The organism is Streptomyces sp. SID13726, from assembly GCF_010548375.1.
In the GTDB taxonomy this organism is placed as follows: Bacteria; Actinomycetota; Actinomycetes; order Streptomycetales; family Streptomycetaceae; genus Streptomyces.
This window is the reverse complement of the sequence record NZ_JAAGLY010000039.1, coordinates 37915-54853: the sequence shown is the minus strand read 5'-3', so window position 1 is coordinate 54853 and position 16939 is coordinate 37915. Positions and strand designations below refer to the sequence as shown.

Annotated in this window: 18 protein-coding genes and 1 rRNA gene; 3 read left to right on the top strand and 16 right to left on the bottom strand. The window is 69.8% G+C overall.

The genetic code is table 11. From position 1 onward, the window contains the following. Positions 1-10: 10 nt before the first annotated feature. Positions 11-127: ribosomal RNA gene (gene rrf, locus G3I78_RS44910) — 5S ribosomal RNA — on the top strand. Positions 128-220: 93 nt separating this feature from the next. Here rrf and G3I78_RS44905 read toward each other — a convergent pair. The 5 genes from G3I78_RS44905 to G3I78_RS44885 are packed head-to-tail and all read right to left on the bottom strand — an operon-like array spanning position 221 to position 5804. Then, the gene (locus tag G3I78_RS44905; RefSeq protein ID WP_164435946.1) at positions 221-1531 is read right to left on the bottom strand and encodes a DUF58 domain-containing protein; all 1311 of its coding nucleotides are present in this window, start codon (positions 1529-1531) and stop codon (positions 221-223) included. Then, positions 1531-2520, bottom strand: coding sequence for a MoxR family ATPase (locus G3I78_RS44900; protein WP_203616402.1), 990 nt, complete (start codon positions 2518-2520; stop codon positions 1531-1533). Before G3I78_RS44900 ends, G3I78_RS44905 begins: the two co-directional genes overlap by 1 nt. Further along, positions 2520-3722 (bottom strand): DUF4350 domain-containing protein, encoded by a 1203-nt coding sequence (locus tag G3I78_RS44895; protein ID WP_164435942.1) that lies wholly within the window; start codon positions 3720-3722, stop codon positions 2520-2522. The genes G3I78_RS44900 and G3I78_RS44895 overlap by 1 nt, the downstream gene beginning before the upstream one ends. Further along, positions 3719-4447, bottom strand: a complete 729-nt coding sequence (locus G3I78_RS44890) for a DUF4129 domain-containing protein (RefSeq protein WP_164435948.1) — start codon at positions 4445-4447, stop codon at positions 3719-3721. The genes G3I78_RS44895 and G3I78_RS44890 overlap by 4 nt, the downstream gene beginning before the upstream one ends. Before the next feature lie 31 nt (positions 4448-4478). Then, positions 4479-5804, bottom strand: coding sequence for a glycerophosphoryl diester phosphodiesterase membrane domain-containing protein (locus G3I78_RS44885; RefSeq protein WP_164435940.1), 1326 nt, complete (start codon positions 5802-5804; stop codon positions 4479-4481). 140 nt (positions 5805-5944) lie between these two features. On the opposite strand from G3I78_RS44885, the gene mtnA reads away from it, so the two are divergent. Further along, positions 5945-7093: an S-methyl-5-thioribose-1-phosphate isomerase gene (gene mtnA / locus G3I78_RS44880; RefSeq protein ID WP_164435938.1), complete on the top strand. Its 1149-nt coding sequence runs from the start codon at positions 5945-5947 to the stop codon at positions 7091-7093. Positions 7094-7325: 232 nt separating this feature from the next. On the opposite strand, the gene G3I78_RS44875 is transcribed toward mtnA, so the two are convergent. The 11 genes from G3I78_RS44875 to G3I78_RS44825 form a co-directional block, all read right to left on the bottom strand. After that, a complete protein-coding gene (locus G3I78_RS44875; RefSeq protein ID WP_164435936.1) occupies positions 7326-8534 on the bottom strand; it encodes a site-specific integrase in 1209 nt (402 codons plus the stop codon). After that, positions 8534-8722, bottom strand: a complete 189-nt coding sequence (locus G3I78_RS44870; protein WP_164435933.1) for a helix-turn-helix domain-containing protein — start codon at positions 8720-8722, stop codon at positions 8534-8536. Before G3I78_RS44870 ends, G3I78_RS44875 begins: the two co-directional genes overlap by 1 nt. Then, complete coding sequence (repSA, locus tag G3I78_RS44865; RefSeq protein WP_164435931.1) at positions 8719-10113, bottom strand: replication initiator protein RepSA; 1395 nt, start codon at positions 10111-10113, stop codon at positions 8719-8721. Before repSA ends, G3I78_RS44870 begins: the two co-directional genes overlap by 4 nt. A 5-nt stretch (positions 10114-10118) precedes the next feature. After that, positions 10119-10304, bottom strand: coding sequence for a hypothetical protein (locus tag G3I78_RS44860; protein ID WP_164435929.1), 186 nt, complete (start codon positions 10302-10304; stop codon positions 10119-10121). Between the two features lie 95 nt (positions 10305-10399). Continuing rightward, the gene (locus G3I78_RS44855) at positions 10400-10765 is read right to left on the bottom strand and encodes a hypothetical protein (protein WP_239158422.1); all 366 of its coding nucleotides are present in this window, start codon (positions 10763-10765) and stop codon (positions 10400-10402) included. Positions 10766-10782: 17 nt separating this feature from the next. Next, a complete protein-coding gene (locus G3I78_RS44850) occupies positions 10783-10968 on the bottom strand; it encodes a mobile element transfer protein (protein WP_164435927.1) in 186 nt (61 codons plus the stop codon). A 19-nt stretch (positions 10969-10987) separates the two neighbouring features. After that, a complete protein-coding gene (locus G3I78_RS44845; RefSeq protein WP_164435925.1) occupies positions 10988-11638 on the bottom strand; it encodes a DUF2637 domain-containing protein in 651 nt (216 codons plus the stop codon). Positions 11639-11717: 79 nt separating this feature from the next. After that, positions 11718-11900 (bottom strand): hypothetical protein, encoded by a 183-nt coding sequence (locus tag G3I78_RS44840; RefSeq protein WP_164435923.1) that lies wholly within the window; start codon positions 11898-11900, stop codon positions 11718-11720. Between the two features lie 86 nt (positions 11901-11986). After that, complete coding sequence (locus G3I78_RS44835; RefSeq protein ID WP_164435921.1) at positions 11987-13333, bottom strand: FtsK/SpoIIIE domain-containing protein; 1347 nt, start codon at positions 13331-13333, stop codon at positions 11987-11989. A gap of 2 nt (positions 13334-13335) precedes the next feature. Continuing rightward, positions 13336-13671 (bottom strand): hypothetical protein, encoded by a 336-nt coding sequence (locus G3I78_RS44830; RefSeq protein ID WP_164435919.1) that lies wholly within the window; start codon positions 13669-13671, stop codon positions 13336-13338. A gap of 185 nt (positions 13672-13856) precedes the next feature. After that, positions 13857-14594: a GntR family transcriptional regulator gene (locus tag G3I78_RS44825; RefSeq protein WP_164435916.1), complete on the bottom strand. Its 738-nt coding sequence runs from the start codon at positions 14592-14594 to the stop codon at positions 13857-13859. 1655 nt (positions 14595-16249) lie between these two features. Here G3I78_RS44825 and mtrA point away from each other — a divergent pair. Then, a complete protein-coding gene (gene mtrA / locus G3I78_RS44820; protein WP_187283109.1) occupies positions 16250-16939 on the top strand; it encodes a two-component system response regulator MtrA in 690 nt (229 codons plus the stop codon).

Sequence of the window (16939 nt, the reverse complement as noted above, 5' to 3'; positions counted from 1 at the left end):
TTCATAGTGTTTCGGTGGTCATAGCGTGAGGGAAACGCCCGGTTACATTCCGAACCCGGAAGCTAAGCCTTACAGCGCCGATGGTACTGCAGGGGGGACCCTGTGGGAGAGTAGGACACCGCCGAACTCCTTTTGAAGAAAGGCCCACACCTCAAGGTGTGGGCCTTTCTGTGTTTCGGGTTCGTTTTTCAAGGGGGCGCCTCGCGCCTCCTTTTTTTGTTTACAGGCGTCCGGCTGCTTTCAGTGCCAGATATGCGTCGGCCAATGCAGGAGCCAGGTCGTCAGGTGTTGCGTCGACGACAGTGACTCCGTGCCGGCGGAGCTGTTCTGCCGTGCGCTGGCGTTCCGTCTGGGCCTGTGCGGCGGCTGCGGCTTCGTAGATCGCGTCGGTGTCTCCGCGGGCTGTGGCCATGTGGGCGATGTGCGGGTCGGCGACGGAGGCCAGGAGGACCGTATGGCGCTGGGTGAGCTGGGGGAGGACGGGCAGCAGGCCTTCCTCGATCGGTGCGGCGTCGAGGCTGGTGAGCAGCACGATCAGGGAGCGGCGAGGGGCCGTGCGGAGGGCTGTGGCCGTGAGGCCTCGGGCGTTGGTTTCGACGAGCTCGGGTTCGAGGGGGGCCATCGCGTTGACCAGGGAGGGGAGGAGGTCGTTCGCTGTTCGGCCCTGGACCAGGGTGCGTACTCTGCGGTCGTAGGCGAGGAGGTCCACGCGGTCGCCGGCGCGGGATGCGAGGGCGGCCAGGAGGAGGGCCGCGTCCATGGAGGCGTCGAGGCGGGGGGCGTCGCCGACGCGGCCTGCTGAGGTGCGGCCGGTGTCGAGGACGACGAGGATGTGGCGGTCGCGTTCGGGGCGCCAGGTGCGTACGGCGACCGAGGTCTGGCGGGCGGTGGCTCGCCAGTCGATGGAGCGGGTGTCGTCACCGGGGACGTACTCGCGCAGGCTGTCGAATTCCGTGCCCTCGCCGCGGGTGAGGACGCTGGTGCGGCCGTCGAGTTCGCGCAGGCGGGCGAGCTTGGAGGGGAGGTGCTTGCGGCTGGTGAACGGGGGCAGGACGCGGACCGTCCAAGGGACTTTGTGGGTGCCTTGGCGGGCGAACAGCCGGAGGGGGCCGTAGGAGCGAATCGTCACTCGGTCGGCCTGGCGGTCGCCTCGGCGAGTGGGGCGTAGGCGGGTGGTGAGGCGGCGGCGTTCGCCGGCGGGGACCGTGAGACGGTGGCGGGAGGCCTCGATCTCCGTGCCGGGCTGCCAGCTGCTGGGGGGCCAGGCGTCGCGGATGTGGGCGCGGAGCGGGCGGCCGGACGGGTTGGTGACCGTGAGGGTCACGTCGGCCGTCTCGCCCAGGCGGGCGGAGGTGTCGCCGGAGCGGGTCAGGCCGAGTCGTCGTACGGGAGCCGCAAGGGCGAAGTCGCAGGCGCAGGCCACCGCCAAGGGGGCGTTGACCGCGAGGATGCCTGCCCAGCCGGGTTCCCAGATGCCGATCGGCACGGAACCCAGGGCCGCGAGGAGTGCGGCGCGTCCGGTGAGGGCCATCAGCGGGGGACCGGGACGTGGGAGAGGATCGCGTTGATGACGGAGTCGGCCGTCACGCCCTCCATCTCGGCTTCCGGGCGGAGCTGTACGCGGTGGCGGAGGGTGGGGAGGGCCAGGGCCTTCACGTCGTCGGGGATGACGTAGTCGCGGCCGGTGAGCCATGCCCACGCGCGCGAGGTGGCCAGGAGGGCTGTGGCGCCGCGCGGGGAGACGCCCAGGGTGAGGGACGGGGACTCGCGGGTGGCGCGGCAGATGTCGACGACGTAGGCGGTGATCTCGGGGGAGATCGTGGTCTTGGCGACTGCCGCGCGCGCGGCTTCGAGGTCGGCCGGGCCTGCCACGGGGCGTACGCCGGCGGCCTTGAGGTCGCGGGGGTTGAAGCCCTCGGCGTGGCGGGTGAGGACGTCGATCTCGTCCTGGCGGGAGGGGAGCGGGATCGTCAGCTTGAGGAGGAAACGGTCCAGCTGTGCCTCGGGGAGGGGGTAGGTGCCCTCGTACTCCACCGGGTTCTGGGTCGCGGCGACCAGGAACGGGTCGGGGAGGAGGCGCGGGGTGCCGTCGACCGTGACCTGGCGCTCCTCCATGGCCTCCAGGAGGGACGACTGGGTCTTGGGCGGGGTGCGGTTGATTTCGTCGGCCAGGAGGAGGTTGGTGAAGACCGGGCCGGGCTGGAAGGAGAACTCCGCGCTGCGGGTGTCGTAGACCAGGGAGCCGGTCACGTCACTCGGCATGAGGTCCGGGGTGAACTGGACGCGCTTGGTGTCGAGTTCCAGTGCGGATGCGAGGGCGCGGACGAGCAACGTTTTGGCGACCCCAGGGACTCCTTCTAGTAGGACGTGTCCGCGGCAGAGGAGGGCGACGACAAGACCGGTCACGGCGGGGTCCTGGCCGACCACGGCTTTGGCGATCTCGGCGCGCAGGGCTTCCAGGGAGGCCCGGGCGGTGTCCGGGGCCCCGGTGGTCCCGGCGTTGTCAGTGGTCGGGTCCATCATGAACGGCGTACCTCTCTTTCGAGGGCGTCTAGTTGGTCGGCCAGGGCGACGAGGGCTGTGTCGTCGCCGGGCGGCGGGCCGAAGAGGAGGGAGTGCAGGGACTGTCCGTCGCCGTCGTTGTGGAGATGGGCGGACAGGGCGGGGAGCAGGGCTTCGGGCGCGTGCGCCTGGGTGACGGGGACGCCTACGAGGGGGGCGAGGCGGGTGCGGGTGGTGGAGCGAAGAGCGGTGGCCGCGCGGTCGCGGGCGTTGGCCTTGCGGTAGAGGCGGGCGCGGCCTTCGACGGTTTCTGAGGCGCGGATCGCGACGGGGAGTTTCTCGGGCACGAGGGGGCCCAGCCGGCGTGCCCGCCACAGGGCGGCGAGTGCTGCCGCGATGAAGAGCTGGAGTGTGCCCCAGAGCCAGCCCGAGGGGAGCAGGTCGAGGAAGTCCTTCTCCTCGTCCGGGTTGGTCGCGGAGGTGTCGGAGAGCGAGGGGAGGTACCAGACCAGATGGGGGCGGGAGCCGAGGAGTTGGAGGGCGAGCGCGGCGTTGCCCTGCTCGTCGAGGGTGTCGTTGCGGAGGATGTCGGGCGCGCCGAGCACGACGGTGTCGCCGTCCCCGGAGGCCGCCGGGACACGCACCAGGGTGGGCAGGCGGTCGCTGGGGTAGCACTCGTCGTTGCCGGGGTGGGTGACGGTGTAGCGGATGCCTCCGGTGTCGGCGCTGCCCGCGCGCCGGGCGGCCGGGAAGGCGCAGTCGGGGGAGAGCGTCGAGTCGAGGCTGGTGGCGGGGTCTGCGACCACTCCGGGGGCCAGGCGCTCGACGGACCAGCTGCCGGGGGCGACCAGGACGGTGCGGCCGTCGGAGCCGATCGTCGAGGAGTGCAGCTGGGTCTGCTGGCGGTCCGTCAGGAGGTCGGGCACGGCGACCAGGAGCGTGGTGTCCGGGCCGGCTGCGGCGCGTGCCTCGTTCAGGGTGGTGACCACGCGTGTGTCGACGCCCCGCTCGGCGAGGAGTTCGGCGACGGCGCGGCTGCCGTAGGGGTCGGCGGAGCGCGGGTCGAGGTTGCCGTGGCGTTCGGTGGATCGGATCGCCGCGATCGCCACGGCCGCGGCGAGAAGGAGCACGAGAGCGAGTACGACGCCTCGCGCGCGGGTCCACACCTGGCGGGCGGTGGGCGAGGCCGAGGTGGTGGGGAGCGTGGCCTCGTTGGTCATTCGGCGGCTCCCGGGCGGGCGTCCTGGTCCGCGCTGTGGCTGCCGCTCGTGGCGCTGGTGCTGTTCGCGAGCAGGGGCTTGGTGCGTTCCAGGTCGTGGTCGAGTTCGGCGATGCGGTGGTACGACGGCTCGGACGCGGCCCGGCCGCCGTATGTGACGTCGTCGAAGTCCCGGGCGGCGGAGCGCAGTCGGTCCGCGTGGGAGGGCAGGGCGCGGCCCGCTTCCGCCGCGGCCTCGTCCGCGGTGCGGCCCGGGCGTATGTCGAGGAGGGTGCGTTCCTCCAGGGAGCGGACTATGGCGCGCATGCGCTCCTGGACGGCCTGGTTCCAGTGGCCCTGGGCGGCGTGGGCCTCGGCTGCGGCGCGGTGGTCGGCGGCGCTGCGGGGGCGGTCGTCGAACAGGGCGGCGGAGGAGGTGGCGCCGCGGTGGGGGGTGCCCAGGCGCCACCACAGCGCGCCGGCGACCAGGAGGACGGCCAGGATCACGACGACCAGGCCGAGCGGTCCTCCAGGGGTCGCGGACGCGGCGGTGTTGAACAGCTTGTCGACCCAGTCCCAGAAGGCGTTGAGGGCGCGCTGGAACCAGCTGGGGTCGTTCTCGTGGTACATCCGCTTGGACAGCTCGCGGCGGGCCGCCTCCCGCGCGGGGTCGCGCGGGATCGTCACCGGCGGCTCGTCGGACGACCGTGCCAGTGACAGCACCGAGATGCCGTCGGCGCGCAGCATGGTGAGCACTCCCCCCGGCACGTTCACCGCATCAGCTCCCGGGGGCGGGGTCGGTGCCGTAGCCCTGGACGCCTGCCGCGCGGGCCAGTTCGAGGTCGAGGGCCTCGCGGCGGATGCGCTGGTCGATGTAGAGGAGCACGGTGACGCCGGCCGTGATCGGGAAGGTGATCATGGAGCCGATCACCGAGCCGATGCCGCTGACGATGAGGAACGTCCAGCCGAGGTCGCCGGTGCCTTCGACGAAGCCGCCGACGCCTTCGCCGCTCAGTGCCGCGGCGAGGAAGGTGAAGGGGAGGACGACGATCGCGGCGACGATGTTCGCGATGATCGTGGCCAGCAGCTGGATGCCCAGGACCCGCCACCAGGAGCCGCGGACCAGCTTGACGGAGCGGCTCATCGACTTCACGATGCTCTGCTTCTCCAGCATCAGCGCGGGCGAGGCCAGCGAGAAGCGGATCATCAGCCACACCGCGACGACGGCGGCGCCGACGATGCCGAGGACGGCGAGGGCGATGCCGCCGCCGTTCGAGCCCGAGGCGGCGACGAGGATGCCGGGCAGGGCGCCCACGAGGATCACGCCGAAGGTGATGAGCAGCAGCAGGAAGATCAGGCCGAACAGCTTGGGCACCTGCGGGCGGGCGTCACGCCAGGCCTCGGAGGTGGTGACGGGCTTGCCGAGTACGGCCCGGCTGGTGACGGTCGTGAGCAGCGCGGTCGCGGCGACGGTGCCGATCAGGGAGATCAGGAAGACGACGCTGGTGCCGACCAGGGTCTCGCCCAGGGCGCGGCTCAGTTCCTCGGCGCTGGCGCTGGGGTCGTTGAGGGCCTCGGTGCCGGCGCTGTCGTTCAGGACGAAGCCCTGGAGCAGGATGACGAGGACCTGGGTCACGACCGCGACGGTCAGCGAGATGCCGAGGACCGTGCGCCAGTAGGTGCGCATGGTGGAGACGGCGCCGTCGAGGATCTCGCCCACGCCGAGCGGGCGCAGCGGGATCACACCGGGCTTGGCCGCGGGCGGGGGGCCGCCCCAGCCGCCGTAGCCGGGGTGGCCGTAGCCGCCGCCCCAGCCGGGGGGAGGGTTGTGGCCGCCGGGCGGGCGGGCGGGGGGCTGGGAGCCCCAGCCCGGGCCGGGAGGCGGGGGCGGCGGGGCCTGTGGGGGAGCCGCGGGGCCTGCGGGCGCGGACCACTGGCCGGGTGGCGGCTGTTCCTGGGACCACTTCGGGCCGGTGTCCTGCGGGGCGTCCTCCGGCTGCTGAGCGGTGTTCGCGTCGGCGGGCTCGGTGGGACCGGACGTGCCGGGCTCGTGTCCTTCGGACGGGGCGGATCCGGGCGAGGCCCAGCCCGGAGTGTCTTTCATCGTCGCTCCTTCACGGTGCCCGTCCGCGGTCGCGGCGGCAGGTTGGCAGCCATCGTGCCATGGGGTGGTCACCGAAGGACCAGCCGCGGTATGGGCTGCACACCTTCAATAGTCCGCCGGACAAGGGGCAGACTGACCGCATGGCTGATCAGTACGCGCAATCCGGCGAGGACAGCAAGCCCACCGAGATACCGGCGATCCGCTGGGAGGAGCCACCCGAAGGTCCCGTACTGGTGCTTCTCGACCAGACGAGGCTGCCGGCCGAGGAGGTCGAACTGGTCTGTACGGACGCGTCCGCGCTGGTGGAGGCGATCCGTTCGCTCGCCGTGCGCGGGGCGCCGCTGCTCGGGATCGCGGGGGCATACGGGGTCGCGCTCGCCGCCGCGCGTGGGTTCGACGTGGACGAGGCGGCGGCCGTACTGGCGGGCGCGCGTCCCACCGCGGTGAACCTCGCCGTGGGGGTGCGCAGAGCCCAGGCCGCGTACCGGGCCGAGCTCGGCAGGGCCGGCGATCAGGAGCGGGCGGCCGGGGCGGCGCTGGCGGCGGCGCGCGGGCTGCACCAGGAGGACGCCGCGGCCAGTGCCGCGATGGCCGAGCGTGGGCTGGCGCTGCTGGACGAGCTGCTGCCGGGCGGCGGGCACCGGGTCCTGACGCACTGCAACACCGGTTCGCTGGTGTCGGGCGGTGAGGGGACGGCGTTCGCGGTGGCGCTGGCGGCTCATCGCGCGGGGCGGCTGCGGCGGCTGTGGGTCGACGAGACGCGTCCGTTGTTGCAGGGCGCCCGGCTGACGGCGTACGAGGCGGCGCGCAGCGGGATGGCGTACACCCTGCTGACCGACAACGCGGCGGGCTCGCTGTTCGCGGCCGGGGAGGTGGATGCGGTGCTGATCGGGGCGGACCGGATCGCGGCCGACGGGTCGGTGGCGAACAAGGTGGGGAGCTATCCGCTCGCGGTGCTCGCCCGGTACCACCATGTGCCGTTCATCGTGGTGGCGCCCTTGACCACGGTGGACCAGGAGACGCCGGACGGTGCGGCGATCGAGGTGGAGCAGCGGGCCGGGCACGAGGTGACCGAGATCGCGGCGCCCCAGGTTCCGGTGGCGGGAGCGGAGGCGGGTGGCGGGATTCCGGTGGCGCCGCTGGGGACGCAGGCGTACAACCCGGCGTTCGACGTGACACCACCCGAACTGGTGACCGCGATCGTCACGGAGGAGGGAGTGGTGTCGCCGGTGACGACCGAGGCTCTCGCCGAGCTGTGCGCCAGGGCCCGGCAGGTGACAATCAGCTGATCCGGGTGCGGAGGCCACGCGACTCGCCTGACATCGACGGCTGACACCCACGGCGGCTGCCGAGGGCAGACAGTGACTGCCCGGTACGACTAAGGTCACTGGCCGGTGACCTATCTCACCACTGCCTTCGCCACTGTTATGAGAATGGGATGCTCTCGCCCTGATCAACGCCAACGGCCCCTCTGCCTGCGACGATGCGCGAGGCGAGGGGCCGTGACATCAGTTGGTGACATCAAGCGGCGGTTTTCAGGCTCGATGCAGCCTCCAGTTCGCGGAGCCGCGCCGGTTGCCGGAGCAGCCGGTCAAGCTGGCCGACAGCCTCGATGACGTCCGGGTCCAGAGCCTCAGCGTAGATGTCCAAGGTGGTCGCGATCCGGCTGTGCCGGAGGATCGCTTTGATGATCCTCGGATGCACACGGAGGTGGACCAGGAGCGTGCCGACGGACTTGCGCAGTCCCTTCGGGTTCATCTTGCCGAGCCCTTCCTTCGTGATGATCCGTTGCAGCACGAGAAAGAGGTGCGGCGCGGTGAGCGGACGGCCGGTGCGGGTGATGAACACGTGCGCGTCAGGGTCCTCGAACCAGAAGCGCCCTCGGCTGATCGCTCGCTCGCGGAGCCAGGCGGTGCGCATCCGGGTCCAACGCAGGGGAGCGATGCACTGAGCGGGCAGTGGTAGAGGTGCCTTCGACGTCTCGGTCTTGAGTTCCGCATCATCAATCGTGCCCGCGCTGCTGCGCTGGCGTTGCTGTTCCACCCACACGATCCGGTTGTCCAGGTCAAGGTTCTCCCAGCGCAGGCCGCACACCTCAGCACGGCGCAGGCCCAGAAGACAGATCAACAGGAAGGCCGGGAAGTACGGGCTGAGCCGACGAGCCGCCGCCAGGAAGCGGAGCACCGTCACCGCATCCCAGCTCTTGCCGCTGTCCGTGGACGCGCGGACGTGCACGAGCTTGGCGACGTTCCGGGTCACCCCGATGTCTTCGACCATCGCGGCCGTGAGCGCTGCCGAGAGGACCCGAAGAGCCCGCTTGGCGGTCTTGGCACCTTGCTCGTCTACGAGCGCCTGCATGGCCCCTCGCAGCTCCCTGACACCGAGCTTGAGCATCACCTTCGAGCCGAGACGTGGACGCAGGTGGTTACGTACGGCCGTCTCGTACGCCCGGTAGCTGTTCGGGGCGAGGTTGGGCTTCACGATGATCTCAAGCCAGTAGTCGAACCACTGACCAAGCGTCATGTCCCGCGTGGGCGTCGGGATGCCGCCGTTGGCACGATCGATCAGCTCTCGGCGCTTTCGGTCGCACTCCTCGAAGGTCTTGCCGTACGCGAACTTCCGCTTCGTGGTGCCGTCCGGCTGAGGGACGTACACCGCTGCCTGGTAGCGGCCATCAGCCCGCTTCGTGACCGTGCCCGCGCCATTCGGGTTCCGCTTGCGAGGGGGCATCAGGCTGCCTCCTCAAGTCGGGTGCGGATGTAGTCCTGAAGCGCGCTCTCGGGGATCCGGCGGCACCGTCCCTCGGTGAACGAGGCGAGCCGCTTCGAGCGGATCAGGTCGTAGACCTTGCTCCGGCCGTACTTCAGCCGCGTCATGACCTCCGGCACGGTCAGCAGCTCTACAGGGGCAGTTGTCATGCGGCCGCCCCTTCGAGTTCGAGCAGGGCGGGTAGTTCGTCGCGGGCGGTCTCGCGGTTGTGTTGGATGTCGCGGCGGATGTTGGCGGCGAGCCAGGATTCGCCGGGGGTGTGTCCGTGACCGGCGTAGGCCCAGTGCGCGAGGATGCGCGTGGTTGCCTCGGGGCTGTCGTCGGGGTCGGGCAGTCCGAGGGCTTGGCGTTGTTGTGCGGCGCGGTAGTCGGCGCGGACCTGCCGGAGGGCGCCCAACGTGGTCGAGTAGCGGCGGGACTTGGTGGAGAAGTGCCCGCGGAAGCCGAGCATGTGGGCCCAGTCGAGGAGCTTGCGTTCGGGGTAGAGCCGGTGGAGGTCGAGGCAGGCTTCGATCAGGCGGCGGGGGTGGTCCGGGACGCCGAGGAGCACGAGGGCTTCTTTGTTGCCGACGCGGCGGTCGACGGTGCCGGTGGTCTCGGCGGCTTTGGTGGCGTACTTGGCGACGTAGGAGGCAACGGCGGCTTCGGTGATCTCCTCGCCGTGGCCGAAGGCGCCGATGGGCTGTACGTCGAGCTGGGTGCCCCACCGCAGGGTGCGGGCCGGTTGGTCACCGGCCCGGGGGATGTCGACCGTGACACGGGCGGCGGCAGCCTCGATTGCGTCGGTGAGCAGGGTGAGGGTGGCCCAGGCTGGGGGCGAGTCGTCGGGCCCGTCCGGTCCGTCGAAGCGGATCACGGCGTGGAAGTGCACGGCGCCGCGTTTCTGGTATTCGGCGACCTTGCCGAAGGAGACACGAGACTGTTCACGGGCGGCTTTCTGGGTGAGTCCGGCCCGCTTGGCGATCTCGCGGCGGAGGTAGATCGTGAAGTAGCGCCACAGTTCGGAGGCGTGGTTGTTCCACAGCACCGCGCCCGCGTAGTCGTACGAGGCGGGGTTGAGCGGGGTGCCGAGTTCGGGAGCGTCCTCACGGTGCCGGGCCCCGCAGCGGCACGGCCTGTTGCCGGGCCGGTTGTGGACGGGTCCGAAGGAGGGTGCGGTGAGGGTGGCGAACACCCTCGGGTGGTCCCGCACGGTGGGCGGGGTGCCCTTGGCGGGGTCGCCGACGAGTCCGGCGCGGATGAGGTGGTAGGTGTCTCCGGCGTAGGTCCAGGCGCACGAGGGGCAGCGTGAGGCCCGCCGGTTGCCGCACGCGATCCGGAGGCGTCCACCGGGCTCGGTGTCCGTGGAGTAGGTGTGCAGGGCCTGCCCGGTGGCCCGGTCGCGGGTGACCGTCGAGCCCTGAAGGTGGATGGGGTCGGCGCAGCCGCCGGTGCGGCGGATCTGGTCTTGGATGCGGTCGAAGCCAGGGTGCCCGGCCAGCCTCAGCACGTCGGTGAGGGTGGCCGGGTCCAGGCCCGCCATGGTGGCGGTGTCGGTCAACGCGATCACTTCCCCGCGCGAGTGAGGGAGGCGGGGGCGTGGTGCGCGTGGCCGGTGCCCTGGCAGACGGGGCAGACGACGCGCAGCAGGACGCGGGAGCCGTCGACGCGGCGAGCGCCGGTGGTGATCGAGACGACCGGGAAGTCGTCGCAGTTGCGGCAGATCGGGCGGTTCGCAAGGCGAACAGGCATGATGGACGGAGCCCTTTCGGATCGGGAGATCTGGAAGCGGTTCAGGGCCGTCCGGGGCGGCGGAAACTTGGCGGTTGAGGCCGCCCCGGAGGGCTTCACTTGAAACGTCGGCGCGTTGAACGGGCCGGGTGCTTGCGCGGCGCGCGGGAGCGCCTGCGGGTGCCCGCGCGGGATAACTCCCGCTTCTTCTTGGCGCCCCGGTTGATCGTGTAGCTGAGTCCGCCCGTGGCCGAGAGGACCGCGACCGCGGACGCGGCAACGATCTGAGCGACGAACGCGATCACCAGCAGCACGACCACGGCCGAGGTGGCGACGACCAGGGTCAGGACGATCGGGCCCTTGTAGGAGCGCGGGGCTTCCTGCACGATCACGACCTTGCGCAAGTCGGAGCCGGGCGGGATGCGCCGGTAGACGTCGGCGGGGATATGACCGGCCTGAAGCTGGTCCTCGGGGAACTCCATGAGTCCAGTCCTCCCGGTCAGCCGGTGCAGCGGTGGGTGCGGGCGGCGAGTTCGGCCGCCGAACGGTCGCGGTGTTCGGTGGAGAACCCGCAGTTCGGGGCGGTGCATGCGGCGGTGTGCCGGGTCTGGCCGCGTCCGTTGTTGTAGGTGCCGACCCGGACCGGGCCGATACGGATCACGTCGTAGAAGCGGTTCGGTCGCACGGGTGAACCTCCTTATGTGTCAGGCGAGTTGGGCGACGATTGCTCCGGCGAGGGATTCGGGGACGCCGAGCCGGGCGCGCAGGGTGGCGGTGTCGATCTCACTGCCGGTCCGCGAGCGGTGATCGGCAGCGATCTTCCGGGCGTGATCCACCAGCGCCGGAGGCACCACCGGGGCCGGAGCTGCTTCGGGCAGGGCCGGGGTCGGCTCGGGAATGGTGATCTCGGGGGCCGGGGCGGACGGCTCGGGGCGGTCGAGGTCGACGACCGGCGCGGGCCGGGAGACCGGCTCAGGTGCCAACTCCGCTGTGAGGGCGGCGGGTTGGTGGGCGAGGAGAGTGCCGCCGAGGAAGGCCAGCGCGGGCCATCCGGCGACGAGGATGCGCAGCCAGGCCGGAACGTGGTCGAGGTCGAGGAGCCCGGCGGTGGCGATGTTCGCGCCGAGCGAGGCGACCAGGGCGATAAGGAACCAGAACCAGGCCAGCGTCGAGCGCTCGGTCCGCAGCCGTCGCCACACCGCGACCAGCAGCAGGTCGACGGAGATGGGGTAGGCCCAGGCCTTCCATCCGGTCTGTCCGGCAGCGGCGGCGAGGTCGTGCAGGTGGGCGAAGGACAACGCACCGGCGATCACGGCCTGAACAAGCACAGCGTCCACGTGGATCTTGCGGGACACGGGTCTTCACCTCCCTCTCAGAGGTCGGGCCGGGGGCGGGGCGGGGAATCGGTTCTCCGGCCGCCCGGCCCCGGCGAGTTCAGTCGGCGGCGGGGATCTCGCCGGAGCCCAGGCAGCCCAGGCAGATACCGGTCTGCTGTCCGGCGACCCGCTGCTTGCGGCCGACACGGACCGGGCGGGAAACCTCACCCGTGCCCTTGCAGGGCTCGCACGGCCGGGACTTGGCCTTGGGGTTGGGCTTGATGGTCTTGCGCGGTGCCATGGGCGAACTCCGCTCGATTTTCGGCATGGCTCGGGTAGGGACCCGGCGCGAGGTGGTCGCGCCAACCACGTTTCAAACGGGGGGAGTTACTCCGTGACCGGCTGGGGTCGTACCCGCGGCGGAGAAGCGGGCCGGGGCGGTACGGCGAGCTGGTCGACCGGCCGGAACGGGGCCAGGAACGGCAGCTCCGGGACGAGGTCGGCGAACGCGCGACAGACCGCGGCGGCTTCGTCGGGGGTGGTTTCCGGGGTGCGGATGCGGGACCAGCCGCCGGAGGTGTCTCCGGCCACCGCGACCCCGGGGCGGTCCGGAGCGATCGTGGTCACCGCGATGACCGCGTCGGGGGCGATGTCACCCAGGCCCATTTCAGCGGTCTGCTTGTCGTTGACCCGGTGCACCACCCGGCCGGTGAGCTGGGCTCGCAGGGCGGTGGCGCCCTTGCCGAGGTCGGAGCCGAAGCGCTGCCCGCAGACCTCCAGGTAGATGCCGACCGCGCGGGCCATCTGCCCGAGCCGCACCAGTTGCATGACCGTCTTGTCGCGGGCCGGTTCGTCCTTCTTCGAGGTCACGAAGAACAGTTCCGCGATCTCGTCGACCAGGACCACCAACGGCACCGGCCGCAGATCCGCAGGCAGCTCCCACAGATCCGAGACCTGATGCAGGGCCAGGAGATCGAAACGCTCTTCCATCTCACCGATCAGCGCGTCGATCAGCCGTCCGGCATCCTCCGGGCTCGTCACCAGCGCCGACAGCCGCGAGGCATAGCGGCCCTGCTCGACACCGCGCTTGCAGTCGATACCGATCAGGCCCACCGGCAACTGCGCCAGCCCCTTGATCAGGTTGCGCTGATACACCGACTTGCCGGACTGATTCGCCCCCAGCGTCAGCGCGTGCGGCACCTTGCGGTAGTCCCGCTCGAAGACCGTGCCGTCCTCCCGCAACGCGACCGGGACCACCAGGTCACGCGGGGTGGCCTTGCGCGGCAGCCGGACCCGGCTCAGGACGTCCCAACCGGTCATCCGCAGCTCGACATGGCCGGGCTTGGTCTCCGTCACGGTCACCGACCGCACCCCGAACGCGTGCCGCAACCGCTCCGACGACGCGGCGATGTCGGCAGGCTCCAGACCGGCCGGCAGACGCAGGGTGATGTGCAGACCGGTCGAGGTCGGGCGGACGCGCCGGATCTTCGGCGGGACCGGCCGCACCTCGCTGCGGGCCACGTTGCGCTTGACGAACGCGCGGAACCCGGACGGCTGCACGGTCAGCCCGCACACGTCCATCGTCGAGTTGTAGTTCCAGGCGAACCGGCCCCACGTGAGAGGCATCCCCACGAGCGACCAGTACACGCGCGGCGCACGGGCTTTGGCGTAGCCGAGACCACCGGCCCCGGCCGCAGCCCCGGCCAGCTCGATACAGGTGACCAGGTCGGCCATGATCAGGCCCCCAGCGGGGTGATCGCGACCGCACGGAAGCTGATGCCGTGCCGCTTCTGGCCGTTGAACTCGCTCTCCCAGTCCCGCGCCTTCAGCCCCGTCACCGCCACCGGCGTCCCCGGCATCATGCCCTCGGGGTAACCGGTCTCGGGGATCGTGACCTGGTAGAGGTTGCCCTCCCCCTCGTCCGAGACGAGCAGACCCACCGTCGACAGACCCACGTCCGGCCTGTCACGGTCCATCGCCCGCTCACCGGTCCGCTTGTTGATCACCTTCGGTTCCGGGGCGGTCGCGACGAACACCACAGCGGTCGAAAGGTCGATCTTGAAGACAGCCATGCGAATGCTCCCAAAGAGCCGGGTACGGGAAGCGGATTCAACCTCCCTAGGGAGATTGAACTCCAACCTCCCTAGGGAGGTCAAGAGGCTGTGCGGGATCGTCATCCCTCCAGGAGCTCCCGGGGCAGCAAAAAGGCCCACCGAAGTGGGCCCTACTGTTCCGCCGTTCAGTTTCTGACTAGGCGTCAGCTCCCAAATGAGTAGCGCAGCGCATAGGCGCCAGCGTCAAGGAACATCTGGTTCACCTCAACCGCCCTGCCGTCCGAGGTGTACGCCGTCCGACAGATCTCGATCAGGGGCGTACCGGGAAGAATCGCCAGCCGCGCCACTTCGTTGGAGTTGGGCATGCGCGCACGTAGATCCTCGCTGAAGTGCACAGGCTCAGCACCCAACTCGGCCAAGCGCTTGTAGGTTCCCCCCGGCCCCGTGTCGGGCTCTGCGATACGCGAGTCGCGCGTCAGGTCGGCGGGAAGGTAGGACACCGCCATCTGCACCGGCTCGCCATCCACGAGGAACAGGCGGCTACGCACGATGACGCGTGCACCTTCGTCGAGCCCCAGAACGCGAGCGACCCAGCGAGGCGCGTCCTCTTCACTCACTTCGACATCCGCCACGGTCATGGGTCGCTCGCCGACGTCAGCCGACCAGATTGATTTCCCGGCCGCCCACTGATCACGAGAAAGGCGCTTGGTTGCATCCCGCAGGATCGGCCTGAACTCCCGGACGTAAGTCCCAGAGCCGGGGCGCGAGACCGCCGCCCCCTCTGCAATCAGCAGCTTCAGTGCGCCACTCGCTGTCATCTTGGCTACGCCGTACTCCCTGACGAGCGCGGGTTCACCGGGTAGCCGAGCGCCAGGCCCAAACTCACCGTCGTTGATCCGTGCCCGCAGGTCGTCGGCGATCTGCCGCGCGTCGGCAGGCATTGATCAACCTCCAGTTCCCTAGGGTGGTTCCAGGCTAGTGGGTACCCACTAGGCGCGCGAACCCACGCCGGACGCTGAAGCCGAGCTGTTACAGGTTTCTCTACCTCATCAAGCCCCGCCGTTCCGGCGGGGGAGGGGGTGATCCCTCGGCGCAGCCTGGATGATCCGGCACAGCTCCAGCCGTCGCGCACTTGGGATAACAGGAGCCGACAGCAACCGTAAGGTTCCTCGGCTTCACCACGCTTCACAGCCCCTCAGGGCTTGAGCCTCCGTCCCTCTTCGGGCACCGGTCCTTTGGTGATGTTGGTCCAGGGTGGGGGCTCTTGGCCGTTCGGCCATCCGGTCGCTGTGTCCCGTCCGGCTTTCCGGCCGCCACTGCGTTGATCACACACCACCGGCCCGCACCGCGGGCCGCCGCGCGGCTCGGGGGCTCGGGGCTCCGCTCCTGCCTTCGGCCCGCGCGCCCCGGCCCCCGGCCCCGCGGCACCTCAAAGTTGCCACGGGGTGATCACGCTTTCCGCTCTGGCCCCGCCACGGGCCGACGCACCGGACCGAGCCTGATCCCCACCCATGACCCACAGCCACCAGGCCCAACCCGAGCAGAGGAAGACGGCACAGCCCCACGCGGCGATGTCGCTTGGTCCGCCACGGACCAACCGACGCACTGGGATCCAAAAGCAGGTGCGCGACGGCTGGAGCTGTGCCGGATCATGCAGGCCACGGGTGGAGGGATCGTAGGTGGCTGGGGAGGTCGGTGTAGCGACTTTAGGCAGCCACTTTGGGGGGAGCCTCGAAGATCATGGCCCCAACGTCGTGCTTTAACGGGCAGGTCCACAGACTGCCCGACGCGCCGGAAGCTTACGGGGCCATGATCACTCCCCCCAAAGCAGCTCCAGCCCAAAGTCGCTACACCGACCGCGTGGGCAGCGATCAGGTCTCACCTTCGAAGCTTAAGTACGGGCCCCGACGGAGCCGCCTTGAGTTTCAAATCATAGGCTGAAGGGCCTCTTTGCCTGCGAAGTTGTCCTTCGGGAGGGGAGTGAGGCACAATCAACGCACTCACGCGACCGCAACGGCGGGTGGGTTCAGCGTGACACTTCTGGCCTGTCGCCAAGTGAAGGTCGCTGAAGGCTAGTTGATGTGAAGGCGGTGCTAGAGTGTCGCCGCGCAACAACTGAAAAGTGACATGCCAAAGGAGCGCTCGCCACCTACCACAGCTGCAAGCGCCCAATGGCTAGGCAATCAACCCTCTATGCCAAGAAGTGAGGCCCTGTTGATCAAGAAGGAAGATTGGACCGTACCCACCCCGGCATTGCATCGCAATGCTCAGGACGGACTAGAAGGTAACGCCGACCTTGCGCGAGGCGCAAGTGCGTCGTCTAGGCGGCGGCGGGCCCTCTGGGACATCACGGCCCTGATTGCTGCCATCTCGCCAGTCATAGCGGCAGTGATCAATAAGCTGTGACGTGATGGGTGAGGGGCATCTGTGTCCCTCACCCGTACGTCCGGCAGACCCTTCCATCGGTCGTCGTGCTGACATCCGTTAGTGACATCAACGCCAGCGGACGGGGGCAGACAGTGACACTCCCATACGACTATCGTCACAGGTCGGTGACCTGTCTCACCTGTACCTTCGCCACTGTTATGAGAATGGGATGATGTCGTTTATGAAGGGACGAGTCCTTGTCGTCGACGACGACACCGCACTTGCCGAGATGCTGGGCATCGTGCTGCGTGGTGAAGGTTTTGAGCCGTCTTTCGTAGCGGACGGTGACAAGGCGCTGGCCGCGTTCCGTGAGGCCAAGCCGGATCTGGTGCTGCTGGACCTGATGCTGCCCGGAAGGGACGGCATCGAGGTGTGCCGGCTGATCAGGGCCGAGTCCGGGGTGCCGATCGTGATGCTGACGGCCAAGAGCGACACGGTCGACGTCGTCGTAGGGCTGGAGTCAGGCGCCGACGACTACATCGTGAAGCCGTTCAAGCCGAAGGAGCTCGTGGCCCGGATCAGGGCGCGGCTCAGGAGGTCGGAGGAGCCGGCTCCCGAGCAGCTCGCCATCGGTGACCTGGTCATCGACGTCGCGGGTCACTCGGTGAAGCGGGACGGGCAGTCGATCGCGTTGACGCCGCTGGAGTTCGACCTGCTGGTCGCGCTCGCGCGCAAGCCGTGGCAGGTGTTCACGCGCGAGGTGCTGCTGGAGCAGGTGTGGGGCTACCGGCACGCCGCCGACACCCGGCTCGTCAATGTGCATGTGCAGCGGCTGCGCTCCAAGGTCGAGAAGGACCCGGAGCGGCCGGAAATCGTGGTGACCGTCCGTGGTGTGGGATACAAGGCAGGACCCAGCTGA